Here is a 19,234-nt window from a genome sequence, read left to right as displayed (position 1 = left end):
GCATTTTTTGAGTTCGTCGGGAGGGCATGCCGGCTGGCCGGCCTGCCCTCGAAAGCGGTCCGGATTATACCTTGGCGACGATGCGCATGAAGGCCGGCATGTCGTCGCCGAAGCCCACGGTCGCGTCGTTGTCTTCCTGCCGGTGGCGGGCAGGGCGGTTGCCATCGCGCTGCGGCCTGGTATCGCCTCGTTCCGGCGCGCGATCCGCGGAGCCCTTGCGCTCGCCATTTTCCGAGCGGATTGCATCCTTGCGCGCGCGCCGTTCGCCGATATCGGCGACAGGCGTCTCAGCCACATCGGGCTGTTCCTGCTGTGCGATTACCGGAGGGGTATCTTCCTCGCCATGTCTGGCGCGGCGTTCGCCGCCCTTCTTGCGCTCGCCCCTGTCCTTGCGATCATCGTCCTTGCGGCCAGCGCGGCGCGGCGCGCCTTTGCCCCGGCGCGGCGCATCGTCTTCACCCTCGCTGGCGACCACGGTCGACAGGTCACCGTCATGCCACTCGATCTTGTTGCCGATAAGCCGTTCGATGGCGTCGATATACTTGGTGTCGGACTTGGTCGCGATGGTGAAGGATTTGCCGGAGCGCCCGGCGCGGCCCGTGCGGCCGATACGGTGGACATAGTCCTCGGCATGGATCGGCACGTCATAGTTGAAGACGTGGCTGACATCGGGGATGTCGAGTCCGCGCGCGGCGACGTCCGAAGCCACGAGATAGCGAAGCTTGCCGTCACGGAAATTGGCCAGCATCTGCATACGGGCACGCTGGTCCATGTCGCCATGCAGGGCGCCAGCATCGAAATCATACTTCAGCAGCGAGCGGAACAGTTCCGACACCTCGACCTTGCGGTTGCAGAAGATGATGGCGTTCTTCAGCTCCGCGTCCTCGGCCCGTATCAGGTTGCGCAACGTCTCGCGCTTGTCCCACGGCTTGGAGCCGGATTTGACCAGCCGCTGGATAATGTTGGTGGCGGCGGACGCAGCCTTGGAAACCTCGACACGCACCGGTGCGTGGAGGAATTTTTCCGTCAGCTTGGTGATCTCAGGCGGCATGGTCGCCGAGAAGAACAGCGTCTGCCGGGTGAACGGGATCATTTCGCAGATCCGCTCGATATCGGGAATGAACCCCATGTCCAGCATGCGGTCGGCCTCGTCGATGACGAGGATCTCGACGCCATTGAGCAAAAGCTTTCCGCGTTCGCGGTGGTCGAGCAGGCGGCCGGGGGTCGCGATCAGCACGTCGGCGCCACGCTCCAGTTTCTTGTCCTGTTCGTCGAACGATACGCCGCCGATCAGAAGCGCGATGTTAAGCTTGTGATTCTTGCCGTATTTGACGAAGTTTTCCTCGACCTGCGCGGCAAGCTCACGCGTCGGCTCCAGGATCAGGGTGCGCGGCATACGGGCGCGGGCGCGGCCTTTTTCCAGCCGAGTCAGCATCGGCAGCACAAAGGAGGCGGTTTTGCCGGTGCCGGTCTGGGCTATGCCCAGCACGTCCTTGCCGAGCAGGGCGTGCGGGATGGCACCGGCCTGGATCGGAGTCGGCTGCGTGTAGCCGGCATCGGTAACTGCGGAAAGCACCTTCGGCGACAGGCCGAGGTCTGAAAAGGTCAACGCTTCTTGAGCGATCGTGGTGTCTGAGGACAAGTGTTGTTGTCTTTGGCTGGTTCGGGGAGGCGCAACGTTATTCGTCGCGGCAAGCGCCACGCGCTTGCAAGATTGGCATTGCGATTAGGCGCAAGTCCGCGATTTGTCAACAGAAACGGGCGGGATTGGCGCGATTGTGAACTTGTAACCTTAATCGCTATGCCTAATACGGCCGCCTGTCTGTGTGCCGGCTCAGTAACGGAACTGTTCGGCCAGGATGCGCTCGTTCCAGGAATGATTGGGATCGAACAGCAATGTTGCCGTTGCTGTCGGCGACTCGCGAACCGTTACGGAGGTCACCGCCTTGACCTCCGTATGGTCGGCGGCGGCGTTCACCGGTCGCTTTTCCGGCTCCAGAATGTCGAAGCGTACGGTCGCCTTGTTGGAGAGCAATGCGCCACGCCAGCGGCGCGGGCGAAACGGGCTGACTGGCGTGAGCGCCAGCAGTGGGGCGTCGAGCGGCAGGATCGGCCCATGCGCGGAAAGATTGTAGGCGGTCGATCCGGCCGGCGTCGCGATCATCACGCCATCGCAGTTCAGCTCTTCAAGCCGTATCTGCTCATCGATGGTGATGCGAATCTTGGCGGTCTGGTAGGACTGGCGCCAAAGCGCCACCTCGTTGATCGCCAGTGCGGAAACCGTTTCACCCTCCGAGGTGACGGCTTGCATCTCCAGCGGGCGGATCGTCTCGGCGACGGCGGCCGCGATGCGTTCGGTGAGGCCGCCGGAACGATACTCGTTCATCAGGAAACCGATGGTGCCACGGTTCATGCCGTAGACTTTCTTCCCCGTCCCCATCGTGTCGCGCAGGGTCTGCAGCAGGAAGCCGTCGCCGCCCAGAGCCACGACAACCCCGGCATCCGCGACGGGACATTGGCCATAACGCGCCGACAGGCTCTCCAGCGCCGCCTTGGCGTCTGCTGTGTCGGACGAGACGAAGGCGATGCTGTTGGCGGCTGTGCTCATGGCTCCCCGATCGCGACCGATTGGCGGCGGCGGGTCTGGCCGCGCAGCGCCGGGGTAGCATGGTGCGGGCGGGTCTGCAAAGGGAGCCATCGTGCCGGCCGGCAAGACCATGCCGCGACGGCATCGCCCGCACCGGCAGGTCGCGCTTCATGTCATGGCTTGAGCGAATGTGATGGTTAAGAGGGGGCTTAAGCTCTCGTAAAGCCCGATCGATCATGTTAGCCGGCATGGGTGGCGTGGGGCGCCCGCAGCATCGCTGTATCCTTCGGGAGACCAAGAGGGGCGCTGTGGCACTTTTGTTTTGTGCGCAAGATCTCCTGGACGATTCCGGTCTTCGGGGGCACGCACCAGCCAGACGAGGCCGACATATTGCCGGTAACACGCCTGATCATCGTCTTTGTCATGCTGGGTAGCTTCGCGCTGGTCTTCGCCGAGCTTGTGCGCCGGTCCGAAGAATTGAGCATCAGGCCACAGCCCGCGGCGTCGCGCTGCGGCGATGCCGCGGGAATGCCTTGCCCGCAAAAGGCACTGTAGCCCGCGAAAATACGTTTACCCATCCGCACTATATATCCGGTGATGGTCTCATCCTCGGACAACCGGCCCGCGGCCGGCGCGAAACAGTTTGATCGTTGCAATTGCGGCATCGATGGAAGCACTGCTAGAAGTCCTTCGGATCTGGATAGGACAGGTTCCCATACTCTTTGGGAAACGGGCCTACCGGGACGTTGAACGAAGAGTTTCTGGAGGGAATGCGCATGCCACGCAGCGTGTTGGTTTCTGGTGGCTGCGGCTTCATTGGCTCCCATCTTGTCGATCGGCTGTTGCGGCGCGATGATCTGGAAACGCTTGTTGTCGTCGACAATCTGTGGACCGGATTGCAAGACAACATTGCCCATGTCTCGGACCCGCGGTTCAGCCTGCGGATCGCCGATGCCGAGAGCTTCACCGCCAGCCAGCATTTCGACGAGATCATCCATCTGGCGTCACCAGCTTCGCCTGTGTGGTACATGCGCGAGCCGGCGCGCACGATCAGGGCCAACATAGGCGGCGCGCTCAATCTTCTGTCGCTGCTCAAGCCCGGCGGTCGCTTCTGCTTCACCTCGACTTCGGAAGTCTATGGCGATCCTCTGGTCTCGCCGCAGCCGGAGACCTATCGAGGATCCGTGGACTGTACCGGGCCGCGGGCCTCCTATGACGAGAGCAAGCGCTGCACCGAGGCGCTGCTGTTCGAAGAGCAACGCGTCAGCGGCCTCGACTTGCGCGTCGTCAGGCTGTTCAACACCTATGGGCCGCGAACGCGTATCGATGACGGCCGCGCCGTTTCGAATTTTGTCAGCCAAGCCCTGACCACGGGAATCCTGACCGTCTATGGCGATGGCTCGCAATCGCGCAGCTGGGGCTACATCGACGATATCGTCGATGGGTTGGAGCGGTTCTTCTGGCGCGACGGCATCTCGCATCGGGGCCCCTTGAACATCGGCAACAATCGCGAGGTCTCGGTTCTCGAGACCGCGAAATTCGTCAGTTCGCTTGTTCCGGGCAGCCGCATCGAACACCATCCGCCTCTCCCGCAGGATCCGACAAACCGGTGCCCTGACCTGACGATGGCAAGACAGGTGCTTCCCGATTGGGAGGCAAAAACCGGCTACCAGGAGGGGATCCAGCGCACCTTCGAATGGTTCCGCCGGCAGCTTGCGACCGACGGGAGATCGGTGGCATCAGCCTGAGCGGCTGATTTTTTACGAGTCAGGCCAGACCCGTCATGGCGACCGCGAGACAGAATCGAGCTTGCCGGTAAAGTAGGGTTCAAGCACGGTTTCGAAAGCCTTCAAGGCCGCGCCGATCGCCTGGTGCATGTCGAGATACCGGTAGGTGCCCAACCGTCCGCCCAGATGCAGGTTTTTCTCGGCGGCCGCCCGTTCGAGATAGCGACGGTAAACCGCCTGATCCCGGCGTGTATCGATCGGATAGTAGGGCTCGTCGGCGCGGCCGGCAAAACGGGAATACTCGCGGCCGATGAGTGTCTTGTCGCTCTTGTGCTGACGTTCCGGATTGAAATGCCGGAATTCGACCACGCGGGTGTAGGGCACGGTTTCGTCGGCATAGTTCATGATCGCCGTGCCCTGATGATCCGGCGTGTCCATGACCTCGAGATCGATGTCGATGGTCCGCCAGCCGAGCTCGCCCTCCGAATAGTCGAAATAACGGTCGATCGGACCGGTGTAGACGACCGGCAGGTCTTTCGGCAGCAAGGGTTTGATATCGAAAAAATCGACGCCAAGCCGTGTTTCGATGAGCTCATGCGCGAGCATCTTTTCGAAGATCGCCGTATAGCCATCCACCGGTTGGCCCTGGAAACGGTCGTTGAAGTAGCCATCCTCGAACGTGTAGCGGACCGGCAGACGGGCGATGATCTGCGCCGGCAGTTCGCGCGGATCCGTCTGCCATTGCTTGGCGGTGTAGCCCTTGATGAAAGCCTCGTAGAGCGGACGGCCGACCAGCGAGATCGCCTTCTCCTCGAGATTGGCCGGCGGGCGATCGCCAAGCTCCGCCGCCTGTCCGGTGATCATGCCGCGCGCCTCGTCCGGGCTCAGCCGCTTGCCGAAGAACTGGCAGATCGTGGCAAGGTTGATGGGCAGCGGATAGACCTTGTCGCGATAGGTCGAAAATGCGCGATGGCGATAGGCCGTGAAGCCGGTGAAGCCGCGCAGGTAATTCCAGACCTCTTCATTGGATGTGTGGAACAGATGCGGCCCGTAGCGGTGGATCTCGACGCCGGTGGCGGGATCCTCCTCGGTGTAGGCATTGCCGCCGATGTGCCGGCGCCGGTCGATCACCAGCACGCGCCGGCCGAGTTGCGTGGCGATGCGCTCGGCGAGCGTCGCGCCATAAAAGCCCGCGCCGACAATGAGAATGTCGGCTTCGCTGAGCAGGTTCTTGTCCATTCCCGGATCTGCCGACTTATGGTTAGAGTTTGATCTGAGACAGTTCGACCGGCCTGGAATACTGCCTGCGCAGCAGGTGCCAAAGTCGCCTTTTCCACTTGTGCAGCTGACGAAAGGCTCTTCGGCCCAGAACATAGTCAGCCACCATGCGCAAGCCGATAATCGGCCGCGATCGCCAACGCCTGCCTTTGAGATCAACGGCCTCGTAAGACAGGGGAAAGAACTCGCCAAATCCATATCGCAACCCGAGTTGGCGGAGTTCCGACTCCGCCGTGTGGCCGGACCCGAGCATCGTGGTAGCCAAGTGAACTCCAACTGGCCGCGTGTGGCGGACAGGTAAGGCGTCGAATACGGCGGATGTTCCAAGGTTTCGTACGGCAAGCCGCGTCCACAAGGAGTCGAGACCGAAACCCCCCATGGAGTGTTCGAAAAGCGGTAGCATCTTGGCCACGATGTCGGACCTTATGCAGGGAGCCATGACCTCGATCTTGTCGACCAGGCGAAATTCGAAACTCTTGCAGCGAAGAAACGGCAGGTGGGTGTAATAGCTATCCAGCGTCAGTGCTGGCTGGCCGACGTGCAGGTCGAACCGGCGCATATTGACGAACAAAGCTTCGATGGTCGCCCGGTCGGCCTCGATATCGTCGTCCGGGAACCAGATATATCGGTAGTGATCCAGCAGTTCGGGCCGCTCTGCGAACAGAGCGTGTATGCCGTCCCATTTTCCGCCCTTGTAATCGACACGGTTTTCACAAGGCAGACGAAACGCTGACGGATCGCTGCCGTAGTAGCTGACTATCAAATCGAATTCACAGCGAGGATCGTCCGCCCCCCATCCGCGATGAAGAGAGTTGTCATCGGCCCTGACGACGACGAGATTGCGGCAGGCTGCGTTTGTCATGGGCCCGGAATCGGCGTTTGTGCCTTGGTCTCTGCTACTGTCATGGCGAGCCCCTACACCAAAGCCGGATGAATGCGAAGAGCCACGAATGGAGGGATTCTCGTCTGGCATTGTGCAGACGGATGTCTTGCGCCGTGCTTCTCGGCTCGTCGAAGCGTCGAACCTCTCTATCGCTCAGGCCTGCGCGGAAAACCGTTTCACACTTTTCCAGGACTTGCTTTAGGCTTGCCATGGGTCGCTGGCCGACCAGGACAAGCGACCATTGCTGGCAGGACCTCATGAAGCTGATTGTTGTGACCCCGGCAGGCCGCGAGAAGTACCTATGCCTGCTCAGCCACCATGTTCTGAAAAGTCCTGAGGTGCACGAATGGCATCTGTGGGACAATTGCCGCAACGAAGCCGATCGGGCCTATCTCCAGCGATTGGCTGCCAGCGATCCCCGCTGCAAGATAAAGACGGTTCCGAGCGCCGACGGCAGCATCGATGTCATCGGCAGATTCTTTCGCTTCTGTGACGACGCCGACGCTCTCTATCTGCGCCTCGACGACGATGTGGTCTTTCTGGAGGAGGGCTTCCTTCCCAGGTTCAAGGCGCGGGCCCTGGCGGAAAAGGGAGCGGCCCTCTGGTATGCGCCGCTCATCATCAACAACGCGGTCTGCAACAGCTTGATCAAGAATCTTTCCAGGGTTCTGATCGAGGGACCGCTCACCTGCCAGGCGATGTGTCCCTATTCCTGGGCTCATGCAAGCTTTCCAGAGGCGCTTCATCCGGTCTTCATCGAGGCTGTCCGGACGAACCGGCTGGGTGATTTCCGTGTGCCTGACCGGGAAATCAGACTGGGACGCTTCTCGATCAATGCGATCGGTTTTTTCGGGTCGGATATCCTGGAGACCGGCGAGCTTTTCTTCCCGCCGGGAAATGACGAGGAGGAATGGCTGTCAGCGACCTTGCCGACGAAGCTCGATCGGCCGGGAAAGGTTTTCGGCGATCTGGTCGCCGCGCATTTCAGCTTCTTCACCCAGGAGCAGCGTCTGCTGCAGACCAGCATCCTTGACGACTATTATGCGCTCGCCGGCCTGCCGGCTCCGCTTTACGAGAAGCCGGTTGTCCAAACGAGATTGAAGGACCGTCTGAGACCGTGGCGCAAGCCAAGGAATCGCGGTCCGGACTATCGGATTTCACTTCCCGCCAGCAGGGATGGCTGAAGCCCCGCGCGGCCTTCATCCGCTGCTCACTGTGTAGAACCGTGGCGGGTGACGGACAGCGACACGGCAATGCCGGTGTAAAGATATTGACTGTATAGTTAGTTATAATCTAGCTTCAGGCCAACGACCAAGTTGGCCAGCTGGCATCCGCAGTGAATGGCCGCGAAGAGGGGAATTTTGACTGCCGGTCGGCTCGCCATGGGCTGAATGGCATCGCCAGGCTTGTTCATCAGCAGGAGACGGACCGAGGCGGCAACGCGGCCGGTCCCAACAATGGGAGCACTAGCATGAACTGGAAACTGACCGCGGCGGCGCTGGGGCTGTCGCTGCTTGCCGCGACAGGCGCGGCCCGCGCCGATGGCGAACTCAACATCTACAACTGGGGCAACTACACCAGTCCGGACCTCATCAAGAAGTTCGAGGAGACCTACAAGATCAAGGTCACCGTAACGGACTACGATTCCAACGACACCGCATTGGCCAAGGTCCGCCAGGGCGCATCCGGCTATGACATCGTGGTGCCGTCAGCCAGTGTCGTGCCGATCTGGATCAGCGAAGGTCTGCTGATGGAAACCGATCCCAACAAGATGGAGAACTTCAAGAATGTCGATCCGCGATGGGTCGATGTGCCCTTCGATCCGGGCCGCAAATACACAGTCCCATGGCAGTGGGGCACGACAGGCATTTCGGTGAACAAGTCGGTCTATGCCGGCGACCCGAACACGTCAGCGATCTTCCTCGACCCGCCGCCTGAGCTCGTCGGCAAGATCAATGTCGTGCCCGAAATGGGTGACATCATGTTTCTCGCCATCGCCTACGAGGGCGGCAAATACTGCACCGACGACATGCAGGTGCTGAAGAAGGTGCACGACAAGCTGGTCGAGGCAAAGGCGAAGTGGCTGTCGCTGGACTATGCGGCTGTCGACGGCCTGGGCAGGGGCGACATTGCCGCCGGCGTCAACTGGAACGGCATATCGCTGCGCGAGCGGCTCGAGAACGCCAAGATCGTCTACGGCTATCCCAAGGAAGGTTTCCCGATCTGGATGGACAATGTAGCCGTCCTCAAGGACGCCAGGAATGTCGAGAACGCCAAGCTCTTCCAGAACTTCATCATGGACCCGAAGAATGCCGCGATGATTTCGGCTTTCGCCCGCTATGCCAACGGCATCAAGGGCTCCGAGGCTTTCATGCCGGATGACATGAAGACGGCGCCCGAAGTGGCAATTCCGGCTGAATTCGCCGCCAAGGGCCAGTTCATGCCGGCCTGTCCACCGGATGTGCAGGCGCTCTACACGAAGATTTGGACCGACCTCCAGAAATAGCGCCGCCAACACCAACGAACAGCCACCGGACCGCGATGCGCGGTCCGGCAACCCTTCATGCCAAGTGCGATCTCACGATCGCGGGAGACTTCCGATGTCCGATCTCGACCTTTGCTACATGCCGGCCAATGAGGCGCTGCGGCTGTTCAAGGCGAAGAAACTGTCGCCCGTCGAATTGATGCGGGCCACCATCAGTCGTGCCGAAGCCACCAGATCGGCGATCAACTGCCACACCTTCACGCATTTCGAGGAAGCAATGGAGCTGGCCGCCAAGGCCGAGGCGAAATACGCAAAGGGCGCCAGGACCGGCGCGCTCGAAGGGCTGCCCATCGGCATCAAGGACGAGAGCTACATCAAGGGCAAGCCGACCTCGCACGGCTCGCTGCTGTCGAAGGATGCCATTGGTGGCCACACCTCGACCATGAACGAACGCATCATGAAGGCTGGCGGCATCGTCCATGCCCGCACGGCGACACCGGAATTCAGCTGCGCCGGCTATACTTGGTCGAAGCGGTGGGGTGTCACCCGCAATCCATGGAATCGCGACTTCACGCCGGGCGGCTCCTCAGGCGGTTCGGCTGCAACGCTCGCTTCCGGCACATCGGCGATCGCCACCGGCTCTGACATCGCCGGGTCCATCCGCATTCCCGCCTCGGCCTGCGGTCTTGTCGGCTTCAAACCGCCTTACGGCCGCAATCCGGACGAGCCGCCCTTCAACCTCGATTTCTATTGCCACACCGGGCCGCTGGCGCGAAACGTCAGGGATGCGATCCTGCTGCAGAATGTCATGGCCGGACCAAGCCCCCTCGACATCGCCACGCTGCGTCCCAAACTGCGCCTGCCGCTCGACTACAAGCCGATCAAGGGCTGGAAGATCGCTTTTTCGATGGATCTCGGTTCCTTTGAAGTCCATCCCGACGTGCGGAAGAATACGCTTGCCGCCTGCGATGTGTTCCGCGCGCTGGGTGCCACGGTCGAGGAGGTCGATCTCGGGTGGGGTGATGAAGTGCTCAAGGCCGGCATCGCTTATCTCGAGCACCTGTTCGGGGCCTCCCTGTCGCAACTGCTCAAGAAGCACGGTAAGGACATGACCAGCTATGCCAGGCAGTTCGCAGAGGACGGGCAGAAATCCAAGGCCACGGAGTTTGTCGCGACCCTCGATGTGGCGGCACGGATGTACCAGACGCTTGGTCCGTTGCTCGAGACCTACGACGTGCTGATCTGCCCGACGAACGCGCTTCCCGCGGTGCCGGCGGAGTTCGACCAGACCAGTGACAAGGTCGAGATCAACGGCAAAGAGGTGAACCCCTCGCTGGGATGGGTGATGACGACGCCGTTCAACATGCTGAGCCGCTGCCCGGTCCTGACCATACCGTCGGGCCGCGCCGCCAATGGCGTGCCGACCGGCATTCAGATCATCGGCCGCACCTATAGCGATGCCGATGTCTTCCGGGCAGGGTTGGCCTATGAAACGGCGCAGGGCCAATGGTATGGAAACGCGCGGACACGGCCGGCGCTTTGAGCGATTTCCGCGATGAGCCGGCGTGCCATATGCCGAAGTAACTTATGCGGCGGGATAGTTCCGCCGCCGGTCCGAAAGGCCTGACGAAATGGCGCAACGCAAGCCAACGGCAAAGCCGGAGAAACGTAAGGCTGTGGCAACGAAGGGCGCGGCAAACGATGCGGCGCCGCCCAGGGACCGTCGGCGCGAGCGTGGCGAAGCGAGTGTGCAGCGCATCATCGACGCCACCATCGAGCTCATCGCGGAGGAGGGCCTGGCGAGCGTCACCATGCAGCGCATCGCCGAACATGTCGGCTCGTCCAATGCGCTGGTCGTCTTTCATTTCCGCAGCAAGGAGAATCTGTTCCGGGCGGTGCTGCAGTATCTCAGCGATCAGTATGACGCGCTCTGGGTCACGCTGGTGCGGGCACCCGGCCTGTCACCGGCTGAACGGCTGTTGGGCGCGGTCGATTGCGCGCAGCGCTTCGCCCGGCAGCATCCGAAATGGGTTTCTGTCTTCGTCGTGTTCTCCAGCGACCGTAAAAGTATGCAGATTTACAATGAGATCGGCCTGCCGAGCGACCTGGCCTATACCGCCGAAGCGCGCGAGCTGCTGGTCGAGATTTCGCGCAGCGGCGGCTATGCCGGCGTCGACATACAAACCTTGTCCGAGAGCCTGAATTATCTGGTTCACGGCGCGTGGTATTGGGATCATCTGAACCCTTCCAGCCGTGACACCGATGTGCTGCGCAAGACCATGCTGCTCCTGCTGCATCAGGCATTTCCACGGCATTTCGAATTGATGCGTTGATCTGACTACGGGGACTGCCGCAGATGGCAGCCTGCCTGCCGCTTCCGCGCCAGGTATTCGTCTATAAGCTGGCGGTAGCGCACCTTGCCGAAGCTCGGAAAATGGCCGCCATGCACGACCGAGACATCAAGGTCGCGCATGGCGAGCAGTGTCGCCACATAGTCCGGGACATCCGAGTGGTAGGCGTCGTCGATCAGCGGGCCATCATAGACGATGTCGCCGGACAGCAGGATGCCGGTCTTCTCCTCGTAGAGCGCGATGCCTCCGGGTGAATGGCCGGGTGTGTGGATCACCTCGAAGGCTCGGTCGCCGAGATCGACGACATCGCCATGTAAGAGCAGACGGTCGGCAGGGGCGGGCAGGATCCGGTAGCGGGACGACTCCCAACCCCGCGGCAATCGATCAAACATATCGTCGGTCGCATAGCGGTCAGCCACTGTCCATTCATTGCGCGGATCGGCGAGGATCTCCGCCTCGGCACGGTGCACGCAGCGGTCGGGAAATTCGTGATGGCAGCCGATATGGTCGAAATGCGTGTGGCTGGCGACGCAGGTCAGCTTGCGCTCGCTCACCAAAGGCACATGCGCGCGCAGGCTGAAATGGCCAAGACCGGTGTCGAACAGCAGGTCACGGTCGCGGCCGCGCACATGCCAGATGTTGCAGCGGAAGAACGGCTTGATCCATGGCTCGTGGATCAGCGTGACGCCGTCGGCCATGCGGATGGTCTCGTACCAATCAGCGGCGTCGATGGCCGGAAAACTTCCCATTTCAGTCCGCCAAAACGATGATCTGGTCGGTATCGCACGAAACGGCAACCGTGTCGCCGGGCTGAACGGTGGCTGACGCTTGCAGCTTGGCGATGAACTGCAGCGAGGGATCTTCGGCGGAAATGGCAAGCACGCGCTTGAAACTGCCCTGGAAGACCACGTCGCTCACTTTTGCCGTGCCGAGACCCGCGGTACCCGCGGCCCCGCCGAGAATGAGATGCTCCGGCCGTATGGCCAGCGCAATGGCCGAACCCGCGGGCAAAGTGCCGGGCACCAAAACCGGTCCGACAGGCGTCGTGACGGTGATCGTCCTGTCCCTGGCGTCCGTCACCTTGCCGGCAAGGATCGTGCTTTCACCCATGAAGGTGGCCGAAAAGCGCGTCGCCGGCCTGTGATAGACGCGCTCGGGCGGGCCTTCGTCCTCGATGCGGCCATCGTTCATCACCACGCAGTGGTCGGCCAGCGCCATCGCCTCCTCCTGGTCGTGGGTGACATGGATGAACGCGGTGCCGACGCGTTTCTGGATCGCTTTCAATTCGTCCTGCATCTGCCGGCGCAGTTTGAGGTCGAGCGCACCGAGCGGCTCGTCGAGCAGCAGAACCGCCGGCTCGATCACCAGCGCACGCGCCAGCGCCACGCGCTGCCGCTGGCCGCCGGAAAGCTGGTGCGGTTTCTTGTCGAAGGCGGAGCCCAGCCCGACCAGCGCCAGCGCCTCGCGCGCCCGGGCGGCGCGTGTCGCGCCGTCGACGCCCTGCATGCGCAGCCCAAACCCGACATTGCCACCGACGCTCATATGCGGAAACAGCGCGTAGTCCTGGAACACGGTCGTCGTCGGGCGCCTGGCCGGCGGCGTCGAGGTGCAGTCCGCGCCGCGGATGAACACCTTGCCCTCGCTGGGCGTGACGAAGCCGCCCAGGATAGAAAGCAGCGTCGTCTTGCCGGAGCCGGACGGGCCGAGCAGGATCGTGTAGCTGCCGGGCTCGATCCGCAGCGAGATGTCTTTCAGTACGGCCAGCTGCCCGAAACGGTGCGAGACGTTGCGGATGTCGACCAGGGGCGCGCTCATGCCGGCTTTCTCCGCAACAGGGTCAGTTCGAACAGCACCACCAGCACGATGGAAACGGCGAAGACCAGCGAACCGACGGCGTTGGTTTTCGGGTTGAGGCCGGAGCGCAACAGGTTCCAGATCTCCACCGGCAGCGTGGTATCGAAGCGCGTCAGCAGGAAGGAGATCACGAACTCATCCCAGGAGAAGGTCATCGACAGGAAGAAGCCGGCGAAGATGGCCGGCGCCATCACCGGCACGGTGATGAGGAGCAACACCTTCCATTCCGGCGCGCCGAGATCGCGCGCGGCGCGTTCGATGTTGATCTGGTGGTCGCCCATCTGGCTGTAGATGATGGCGAAGCACAGCGGCAGGTTGATCACGACATGGCCGATGCCGGCCGCCAGTAGCGATTTCGGCACGCCGGCCCAGTTGAACAGCACCAGGAGGCCCATGCCGATGATGAGGTAGCTGACCGTTAGCGGCAGCGTGATCAGACCGCGCAGCAGGCCCGAGCCCGGCAGCACGAAGCGAGCGAAACCCCAGGCCGAGAGGAAGCCCAGCGTGACGGCGGCGGCCGAGGAAAGCACCGCAACCATCAGCGAATTGACCAGCGCCGAAGTCAGCCGGGCGTCGGAGAGCACCGCGTCGTACCAGCGCAGCGACGGGCCGGTGAAGGGCGGAATGGGGAAGGAGGTCGACTGCAGCGAGAACAGCACCAGCACGACAACCGGCAGGAAGATGAAGCCGTAGACGGCAAGCGCATAGACCCAGGAAACGGCGCGGACGAACTGGCGCATGGTCACGCCCGCTCGATCTTCAGCCAGCGCGCGCAGGCAAGATAGGCGATGCTCACCACCGCCATCAGGATGATCGACAGCGCCGAGGCCAGCGGAAAATCGCCGCGCCGGCCGATCTGCATCATCACCAGTTGCGGCATCAGAAGCTCATTGTTGCCGCCGAGGATCTGCGGCGTGATGTAGTCGCCGATGCACAGGACGAAGGTGAGGAAGGCGCCGACCATGATGCCGGGCAGGGTCAGCGGCAGGACGACATGCAGGAAGGTCCGCACCGGCCCGGCGCCGAGATCGGCGGCCGCCTTGCGGTAGCTCGGGCTGAGTTGCTTGAGGTTGGCGAAGATGGTCAGCGTCAACAGCATGACGAAGAAATGCACGAAGCCGGTGACGGTGGCCAGGCGTGTATTGGCCAGCTGCAGTGGCTCGGAGGTGAGACCTGAACCTGTCAGCACGCGGTTGATGACACCGTTCTGCGCCAGCACCAGCAGCCAGGAATAGGAGCGCACGACATAGGAGGTCCAGAACGGCAGCACGGCCAGCATCAGCGCCAGCCGCTGCCAGCGTTCCGGCACCTGTTCGGCGAGGATCCAGGCGAAGGGATAGGCGAGCAGCACCGAGACCACGGTGACGATCGCCGTCACCTGCAGCGAGTTGACCATCGCCTGCCAGTAGGACGGGTTGGTGAAGAACTGGCTGTAGTTGACAAGTGTGAAGCCGCCGCCCTCATGCGCCGTGAGGCTGGAAAAGCCCATGGCGATGAACGGCAGCACGAAGAACAGCAGCGTCCAGCCAAGCGCCGGCGTCACCAGCGCCCAAGGCAAGGCACGGCCCGCCCGTGGCGGGCCACGCCAGGTGTTTCCAGCGGAGCTCATCAGCGGCGGGCGCTCACTTCGCCTGCAGCATTTCAGTCCACATATCCTGCATCTTCTTGTCGAGTTCGGCATTCGGCGCCGGATAGGACTGGGCGCGGGCAAGGAAACCCGGCTGCTCGTCGAAACGCAGGATCTTCTTCTGGTCGTCGGTCAGCGCTGCCTTGGTGTTCGACGGCATGCCCCAATAGCAGGAGGAAGTGGCAAGCCGCGCCTGGCCTTCCGGGCTCAGTATGTACTGGATGAACTTCAGCGCCATGTCCTTGTTCTTGGAATCCTTGAACATGGCCAGCGACTGCGACCACAGCACCGCGCCCTCTTTCGGGATCGAAAAATCCAGCGCCGGGTTTTCCTTCGCCAGCCCCGCCGTCACCCATTCGCCGCCGCCGACCAGAATATCGACTTCGCCGGTGGCGAGTGCCGTCTGGCTGGCGGTCACTTCGCCGACCAGCTTGGCATTGGCCTTCATCTTGAGAAGCTCTTCCTTGAGGGCAGGCAGGTCGGCTTCGGTGAGGTCAGCCGTCTTCTTGCCGATGGCGAGCGCCGCCATGCCGATGACGGGCAGGTAATAGTCATAGATGGCGACCTTGCCCTTGTATTTGTCTGATGTCAGCGATGCCAGGGACTGCATGTCGGCCGGATCGACCTTGGTCTTGTTGAAGCCGATCGTGTTGTAGCCGAACTTTTCGGTGATGCCGTAACGCTTGCCGCCCACCACTGTGGAGCCGTCCATCTTCACCTGGGGGAAGAGGTCGGCGAAGGGCAGTTTGTCTTCCGGCAGTGGCTCGAACAGACCCTTTTCGACACCGCGCGGCACGTCGATGCTGTCGATCACCATCACGTCCCAGTCGCCTGGCTGCGACTGCTCGACGATCGCCAGACCGGCGCCGGTGCCCTCGAATTCCTTGACGTTGACCTTGACATTGTTGGCCTCCTCGAAGGGCTGCAGCAGCGCTGGATCGGAATGGTCGCACCAGATCAGCGCGTTGAGATCTGCGGCCTCGGCGAGGCTGCCGGCGGCAAGCAGCAGTGCCGTGGCGGCGCATGCCGCGTGCAAGTGGCGCTTCAGGACTGACAGCGGATTCCCGGCTGCGGATTTGATGGACATCGAGTGTTCTCCCTTGCCTTTGTGGCTTCTTGCAAAAAATTGAACCAATTCTAAAATTGAGTCAATTCTGTTTTTATGGCAAGAGGCGATATGAGCGGATTGCGGGCAAGGCAAAAGGCGGACCGGCACAGGCGCATCATCGAGGCGGCGGCGGCGCTCTTTCGCGAGGCCGGCTATGAGGGTGCCAAGATCGAGGCAATCGCCGCCCAGGCCGAGGTCTCCGTCGGCACGATCTACAATTACTATGAGAACAAGGGCGACATCCTCGGCGCCATCGTCTCGCTGGAGGTCAACGAGGTGCTCAATGCCGGGCGCGGCGTCGTCGCCCGGCCGCCGGCCAATGTCGGTGATGCGCTGGACACGCTGGTCGGCATCTATATCGAGCACTCGCTACACTATCTCAGCAAGGAGATGTGGCGGCAGGCGATGGCGATCTCGACGCAATTGCCTGACAGCCCGTTCGGCCAGGCCTATACCGCGCTCGACCGCTCGCTCACCGAACAGATCCGCGCGCTGATCGCCAGGTTGCAGCAGATCGGCCTGGTACGGCAGGATATAGACGGGGCAGCCCTGGGCGAACTGATCTTCAACAACATGAACATGATGTTCATCGAATTCGTGAAGCGCGACGAGGCCAGGATACCGGAACTGCGCGCGGCGATACGCCGGCAGAACCGGATATTGGTGGCGGCGATCGGGGTTTAAGGGAGTCAGCAGCAGACAGGAGAAATCCTTGTCTCGGCATCCAACGTCTCTCGATGCGAGGCCTCTTGAGTTGAAACTGAAATCTGATACAACTTGAGAGGGTATAAAAAGGGGGAGAGGTAGATGGGGGCGTTTTCCATCTGGCATTGGGCGATCGTGCTGCTGTTGATCGGCGTGCCTGTTTTCTTTGCCGTTCGATCAGCCGTGAAGCCGTCGCAGAACCCTGAGGCTCTTGTGGGCTTCGGCGGTTGGCTGATGCTGCTGGCGATCGGTCAGGCATTGTCGCCGCTGCGCACACTGGCCGACTTCGCCAATTCGGCCGACGGCTACCAGCAACTCATGACCCTCTCCAATGGGCCACTGGTGGTGTATGGCGAGGTTGCCCTCAACCTCGCATTTCTGGCGCTTCAGCTGGTTGTGCTTGTGTCGATGCTTCGGCGCAGCCATCGCTTTCCGCAATTGTTTCTGCTTCAGTGGCTTGCGATCCCTGTCGTCTTTGTCCTGGACACGATCTGGATCGCCTCCATTCTGAGTGTTCCGGTGAGCCAGGTGCTCGCAGGCGATGCGCTGGCGGCACCGATAGTTTCGTTTGTTTTGACAGGCATCTGGGTCGCGTATGTCTACAGGTCCGTCAGGGTGCGGAATACGTTCACCCGGACGAACGTATCGGCCCATCCAGTGGGTGCCTCCTAGGGAGGCCGCGCTCGGAAGATTTGGACGCTCGGGGAATCGTCGGTCAGAGCTGGTGCCCCCGGCAGGAATCGAACCCGCGACCTTCGGTTTACAAAACCGCTGCTCTACCAGCTGAGCTACAAGGGCATGGCGCCCCGTTAGCATATTTCGTGCGTCAGTAAAGACAAAACTCCATTTTCAGTTACCCGCAGCGTGCTGAAATCCACCAAGACGCTTCCTACATAGACACCAGGTGCAATCGCTTCGGACTGGAGTGTCGCATGATCAGGCTTGTCATCATTCTCCCCATCGTCGTCATCGCCTGGATGCTGCTGGTCAAGCTCATCAGCGACGTGAGGAAGGCCAATGTCGACTGGACCGGCGTGACCACGATCATCGGCTTTATCGCGCTCGCCTTCTGGCTGCGTCACATCACGGGCATGGGGTGAGGGTAGTCAACGGCGGGCTGCGACCTCGTGTGATCCGCCTCTCGCTACTCCTTTCGCCTCACCGAAAAATCTCCTCGACCTTCGAACCTTTTCCTGCGCCACGCCGACTGAGGTTCGGAGGCGAATGGGTCGCCTCGATCAAGGATCCGGGAGATCATCATGTTCAAGCGCACTCTGACATCAGGCCTCGTTGCCGTTTTCGTCGCCACCGGCGCGCTTGCCGGCACCGTCGGCACGTCGTCTGCTCACGGTATGCATAATCATCATCACAACCATCACCACAAGAAGCACTTCAAGAAGCATTGGTGGTGGCACCACAACCATCATCACCACAAGCACGGCAAGGTGATCATTTTCCTTTGATGGAGGGACCCACTTCTCCTCACAAGGGCGGCTTCGGCCGCCCTTTTTCATTGGATGCGCCCTTCGTCGGATCGTGGGACGAAACGAGAGATACCGGGTGAGGGTACGACCGGGCCGGCTCTGCAAAAAATCGAAAAAAGATTCGAACCTTTTCCTGCGCGGCAACGACAGATGATCAAGAGGCGGATGGATCGCCTCGGTCAACGAAGCAAGGAGATCATCATGTTCAAGCGCACACTCGTTTCCGGCCTCATCGCCACCACCGCCGCCACCACCATGCTGGTCGGTACCGTTCAGCCTTCGGCGGCTCATTCGCATCACCACGACCTCGGCATCGGCATCGCCGCCGGCGTCGGCGGGTTCGTCCTGGGCAGCCTGCTCGCCCAGCAGCCGCCGCGTACCGTCTATGTCGACGAAGACGGCGGTTCCTGGCACGTCCGTCGCTGCTTCGATCGTTACTCCAGCTACGATCCGGACTCCGACACCTATGTCGGTTACGACGGCTATCGTCACTACTGCCGGCTCTGAGGGGAGGACTGTTCAACAACAGAAAGGGGGCTCGCGGGAGCCCCTTTTTCCGTTGGCTCACAAATGCTTACAGTTGGGTTTTCGAGCTGGAATCGGACATTGGCAATCCGGCTGCGCTGCATGTGCTGCCGACAATATGCCTCGTTTCCGAAGCGTCGCCCATGGCGACGAGTTCGAAGCTGCTTCCCGAATCCGGGTAGATCTTGGCAATGAAGGCTTGGTCGCGGCCGTAGCCGCCGGAGGGATCCTTGCCGTTGACGAAGCCGCAGACGACGATCTCCTTGCGGCCGTTCAGCGTCCGCTCGCCGGCAAGCATCCTTCCGAACTTGGCGGAGGCAGGATCCGGCAAGCGCTGACGGATGCCGGTGGTTATGATCTCCTCCAGGGCAAGCGGGATCGGAATGGGTTCGACCCGCTGGCCTCCGCCGGCATCAGGTCGAGGTGCCGCCGCTACGCATCCGCAAAGTGAAGCCGTAAGCACGAGCTGAACCGTTTTCCGCATCCGTGCCCTTTCGCATGCATTCGAACGCCGCGGCAAGGCGGCGTCATGCTGCCGGTGGTTTCCAGCGATTTTGCGAACGTCCAGTCGGCCATTCAAGCGCCAGCAGAGGGGAGAGTGGCCTTGACGAGCAGGACCT

At 61.6% G+C, this 19,234-nt stretch carries 21 protein-coding genes and 1 tRNA gene; 11 read left to right on the top strand and 11 right to left on the bottom strand.

Annotation, left to right across the window (positions count from 1 at the left end):
* Positions 1 to 64: 64 nt before the first annotated feature.
* Both EB815_RS23485 and EB815_RS23480 read right to left on the bottom strand, forming a co-directional pair.
* A complete protein-coding gene (locus tag EB815_RS23485) occupies positions 65 to 1,642 on the bottom strand; it encodes a DEAD/DEAH box helicase (RefSeq protein WP_056566485.1) in 1,578 nt (525 codons plus the stop codon).
* Between the two features lie 192 nt (positions 1,643 to 1,834).
* The gene (locus EB815_RS23480) at positions 1,835 to 2,608 is read right to left on the bottom strand and encodes an NAD kinase (RefSeq protein WP_056566482.1); all 774 of its coding nucleotides are present in this window, start codon (positions 2,606 to 2,608) and stop codon (positions 1,835 to 1,837) included.
* Between the two features lie 303 nt (positions 2,609 to 2,911).
* Between EB815_RS23480 and EB815_RS23475 the strand changes: the two genes are divergently transcribed.
* Complete coding sequence (locus EB815_RS23475; protein WP_056566479.1) at positions 2,912 to 3,142, top strand: hypothetical protein; 231 nt, start codon at positions 2,912 to 2,914, stop codon at positions 3,140 to 3,142.
* A gap of 221 nt (positions 3,143 to 3,363) precedes the next feature.
* Positions 3,364 to 4,335, top strand: coding sequence for an NAD-dependent epimerase/dehydratase family protein (locus EB815_RS23470; protein WP_056566854.1), 972 nt, complete (start codon positions 3,364 to 3,366; stop codon positions 4,333 to 4,335).
* Between the two features lie 33 nt (positions 4,336 to 4,368).
* On the opposite strand, the gene glf is transcribed toward EB815_RS23470, so the two are convergent.
* Positions 4,369 to 5,553 carry a UDP-galactopyranose mutase gene (gene glf, locus EB815_RS23465; RefSeq protein WP_056566475.1) on the bottom strand — a complete coding sequence of 395 codons (1,185 nt, stop codon included), beginning with the start codon at positions 5,551 to 5,553 and terminating at the stop codon, positions 4,369 to 4,371.
* Positions 5,554 to 5,575: 22 nt separating this feature from the next.
* Positions 5,576 to 6,454, bottom strand: coding sequence for a hypothetical protein (locus tag EB815_RS23460; RefSeq protein WP_056566471.1), 879 nt, complete (start codon positions 6,452 to 6,454; stop codon positions 5,576 to 5,578).
* A gap of 17 nt (positions 6,455 to 6,471) precedes the next feature.
* Here EB815_RS23460 and EB815_RS23455 point away from each other — a divergent pair, with 17 nt between their 5' ends.
* The 4 genes from EB815_RS23455 (at position 6,472) to EB815_RS23440 (ending at position 11,293) form a co-directional block, all read left to right on the top strand.
* A complete protein-coding gene (locus EB815_RS23455) occupies positions 6,472 to 7,659 on the top strand; it encodes a hypothetical protein (protein WP_244493944.1) in 1,188 nt (395 codons plus the stop codon).
* A gap of 287 nt (positions 7,660 to 7,946) precedes the next feature.
* Entirely contained in the window at positions 7,947 to 8,981 is a 1,035-nt protein-coding gene (locus EB815_RS23450; RefSeq protein ID WP_056566468.1) for an extracellular solute-binding protein, read from the top strand.
* Positions 8,982 to 9,075: 94 nt separating this feature from the next.
* A complete protein-coding gene (locus tag EB815_RS23445) occupies positions 9,076 to 10,503 on the top strand; it encodes an amidase (protein WP_056566465.1) in 1,428 nt (475 codons plus the stop codon).
* 133 nt (positions 10,504 to 10,636) lie between these two features.
* Positions 10,637 to 11,293, top strand: a complete 657-nt coding sequence (locus EB815_RS23440; protein WP_244493943.1) for a TetR/AcrR family transcriptional regulator — start codon at positions 10,637 to 10,639, stop codon at positions 11,291 to 11,293.
* 5 nt (positions 11,294 to 11,298) lie between these two features.
* Here EB815_RS23440 and EB815_RS23435 read toward each other — a convergent pair whose 3' ends face one another.
* The 5 genes from EB815_RS23435 to EB815_RS23415 are packed head-to-tail and all read right to left on the bottom strand — an operon-like array spanning position 11,299 to position 15,879.
* Positions 11,299 to 12,060 carry an MBL fold metallo-hydrolase gene (locus tag EB815_RS23435; protein ID WP_065005073.1) on the bottom strand — a complete coding sequence of 254 codons (762 nt, stop codon included), beginning with the start codon at positions 12,058 to 12,060 and terminating at the stop codon, positions 11,299 to 11,301.
* 1 nt (position 12,061) lies between these two features.
* Complete coding sequence (locus EB815_RS23430) at positions 12,062 to 13,126, bottom strand: ABC transporter ATP-binding protein (RefSeq protein ID WP_056566456.1); 1,065 nt, start codon at positions 13,124 to 13,126, stop codon at positions 12,062 to 12,064.
* Positions 13,123 to 13,905 carry an ABC transporter permease gene (locus EB815_RS23425; protein WP_056566452.1) on the bottom strand — a complete coding sequence of 261 codons (783 nt, stop codon included), beginning with the start codon at positions 13,903 to 13,905 and terminating at the stop codon, positions 13,123 to 13,125. The genes EB815_RS23430 and EB815_RS23425 overlap by 4 nt, the downstream gene beginning before the upstream one ends.
* Before the next feature lie 2 nt (positions 13,906 to 13,907).
* Positions 13,908 to 14,774: an ABC transporter permease gene (locus tag EB815_RS23420; RefSeq protein WP_056566449.1), complete on the bottom strand. Its 867-nt coding sequence runs from the start codon at positions 14,772 to 14,774 to the stop codon at positions 13,908 to 13,910.
* 13 nt (positions 14,775 to 14,787) lie between these two features.
* On the bottom strand, positions 14,788 to 15,879 hold the full coding sequence (locus EB815_RS23415; protein ID WP_056566447.1) for a polyamine ABC transporter substrate-binding protein: 1,092 nt from the start codon (positions 15,877 to 15,879) through the stop codon (positions 14,788 to 14,790).
* Between the two features lie 90 nt (positions 15,880 to 15,969).
* Between EB815_RS23415 and EB815_RS23410 the strand changes: the two genes are divergently transcribed.
* Positions 15,970 to 16,584 carry a TetR/AcrR family transcriptional regulator gene (locus tag EB815_RS23410; RefSeq protein WP_056566443.1) on the top strand — a complete coding sequence of 205 codons (615 nt, stop codon included), beginning with the start codon at positions 15,970 to 15,972 and terminating at the stop codon, positions 16,582 to 16,584.
* Positions 16,585 to 16,707: 123 nt separating this feature from the next.
* On the top strand, positions 16,708 to 17,277 hold the full coding sequence (locus EB815_RS23405; protein ID WP_056566440.1) for a DUF2569 family protein: 570 nt from the start codon (positions 16,708 to 16,710) through the stop codon (positions 17,275 to 17,277).
* A gap of 50 nt (positions 17,278 to 17,327) precedes the next feature.
* Here the strand turns inward: EB815_RS23405 and EB815_RS23400 are convergent.
* Positions 17,328 to 17,403, bottom strand: a tRNA-Thr gene (locus EB815_RS23400).
* 134 nt (positions 17,404 to 17,537) lie between these two features.
* Here EB815_RS23400 and EB815_RS23395 point away from each other — a divergent pair.
* From EB815_RS23395 to EB815_RS23385, 3 genes are all read left to right on the top strand, one after another.
* The gene (locus EB815_RS23395; protein WP_081294726.1) at positions 17,538 to 17,705 is read left to right on the top strand and encodes a hypothetical protein; all 168 of its coding nucleotides are present in this window, start codon (positions 17,538 to 17,540) and stop codon (positions 17,703 to 17,705) included.
* A gap of 159 nt (positions 17,706 to 17,864) precedes the next feature.
* On the top strand, positions 17,865 to 18,068 hold the full coding sequence (locus EB815_RS23390; RefSeq protein WP_056566437.1) for a hypothetical protein: 204 nt from the start codon (positions 17,865 to 17,867) through the stop codon (positions 18,066 to 18,068).
* A gap of 222 nt (positions 18,069 to 18,290) precedes the next feature.
* Complete coding sequence (locus tag EB815_RS23385) at positions 18,291 to 18,596, top strand: BA14K family protein (protein WP_056566846.1); 306 nt, start codon at positions 18,291 to 18,293, stop codon at positions 18,594 to 18,596.
* Positions 18,597 to 18,663: 67 nt separating this feature from the next.
* Here the strand turns inward: EB815_RS23385 and EB815_RS23380 are convergent, their stop codons facing one another.
* Positions 18,664 to 19,098 (bottom strand): hypothetical protein, encoded by a 435-nt coding sequence (locus EB815_RS23380; RefSeq protein ID WP_065005074.1) that lies wholly within the window; start codon positions 19,096 to 19,098, stop codon positions 18,664 to 18,666.
* Positions 19,099 to 19,234: the final 136 nt, after the last annotated feature.

Source organism: Mesorhizobium loti, assembly GCF_013170705.1.
GTDB classification, from domain to species: Bacteria; Pseudomonadota; Alphaproteobacteria; order Rhizobiales; family Rhizobiaceae; genus Mesorhizobium; species Mesorhizobium loti_D.
The sequence above is the reverse complement of the archived record's forward strand: the minus strand, read 5'-3'. Positions and strand labels throughout refer to the sequence as shown.

Excerpts from the sequence above, each read along its gene's own strand:
- EB815_RS23480 (WP_056566482.1), bottom strand. The coding sequence starts at position 2,608 with ATGAGCACAGCCGCCAACAGCATCGCCTTCGTCTCGTCCGACACAGCA.
- EB815_RS23470 (WP_056566854.1), top strand. The coding sequence starts at position 3,364 with ATGCCACGCAGCGTGTTGGTTTCTGGTGGCTGCGGCTTCATTGGCTCC.
- glf (WP_056566475.1), bottom strand. The coding sequence starts at position 5,553 with ATGGACAAGAACCTGCTCAGCGAAGCCGACATTCTCATTGTCGGCGCG.
- EB815_RS23460 (WP_056566471.1), bottom strand. The coding sequence starts at position 6,454 with ATGACAAACGCAGCCTGCCGCAATCTCGTCGTCGTCAGGGCCGATGAC.
- EB815_RS23450 (WP_056566468.1), top strand. The coding sequence starts at position 7,947 with ATGAACTGGAAACTGACCGCGGCGGCGCTGGGGCTGTCGCTGCTTGCC.
- EB815_RS23445 (WP_056566465.1), top strand. The coding sequence starts at position 9,076 with ATGTCCGATCTCGACCTTTGCTACATGCCGGCCAATGAGGCGCTGCGG.
- EB815_RS23435 (WP_065005073.1), bottom strand. The coding sequence starts at position 12,060 with ATGGGAAGTTTTCCGGCCATCGACGCCGCTGATTGGTACGAGACCATC.
- EB815_RS23430 (WP_056566456.1), bottom strand. The coding sequence starts at position 13,126 with ATGAGCGCGCCCCTGGTCGACATCCGCAACGTCTCGCACCGTTTCGGG.
- EB815_RS23425 (WP_056566452.1), bottom strand. The coding sequence starts at position 13,905 with ATGCGCCAGTTCGTCCGCGCCGTTTCCTGGGTCTATGCGCTTGCCGTC.
- EB815_RS23420 (WP_056566449.1), bottom strand. The coding sequence starts at position 14,774 with ATGAGCTCCGCTGGAAACACCTGGCGTGGCCCGCCACGGGCGGGCCGT.
- EB815_RS23415 (WP_056566447.1), bottom strand. The coding sequence starts at position 15,879 with ATGTCCATCAAATCCGCAGCCGGGAATCCGCTGTCAGTCCTGAAGCGC.
- EB815_RS23410 (WP_056566443.1), top strand. The coding sequence starts at position 15,970 with ATGAGCGGATTGCGGGCAAGGCAAAAGGCGGACCGGCACAGGCGCATC.
- EB815_RS23405 (WP_056566440.1), top strand. The coding sequence starts at position 16,708 with ATGGGGGCGTTTTCCATCTGGCATTGGGCGATCGTGCTGCTGTTGATC.
- EB815_RS23395 (WP_081294726.1), top strand. The coding sequence starts at position 17,538 with ATGATCAGGCTTGTCATCATTCTCCCCATCGTCGTCATCGCCTGGATG.
- EB815_RS23390 (WP_056566437.1), top strand. The coding sequence starts at position 17,865 with ATGTTCAAGCGCACTCTGACATCAGGCCTCGTTGCCGTTTTCGTCGCC.
- EB815_RS23385 (WP_056566846.1), top strand. The coding sequence starts at position 18,291 with ATGTTCAAGCGCACACTCGTTTCCGGCCTCATCGCCACCACCGCCGCC.
- EB815_RS23380 (WP_065005074.1), bottom strand. The coding sequence starts at position 19,098 with ATGCGGAAAACGGTTCAGCTCGTGCTTACGGCTTCACTTTGCGGATGC.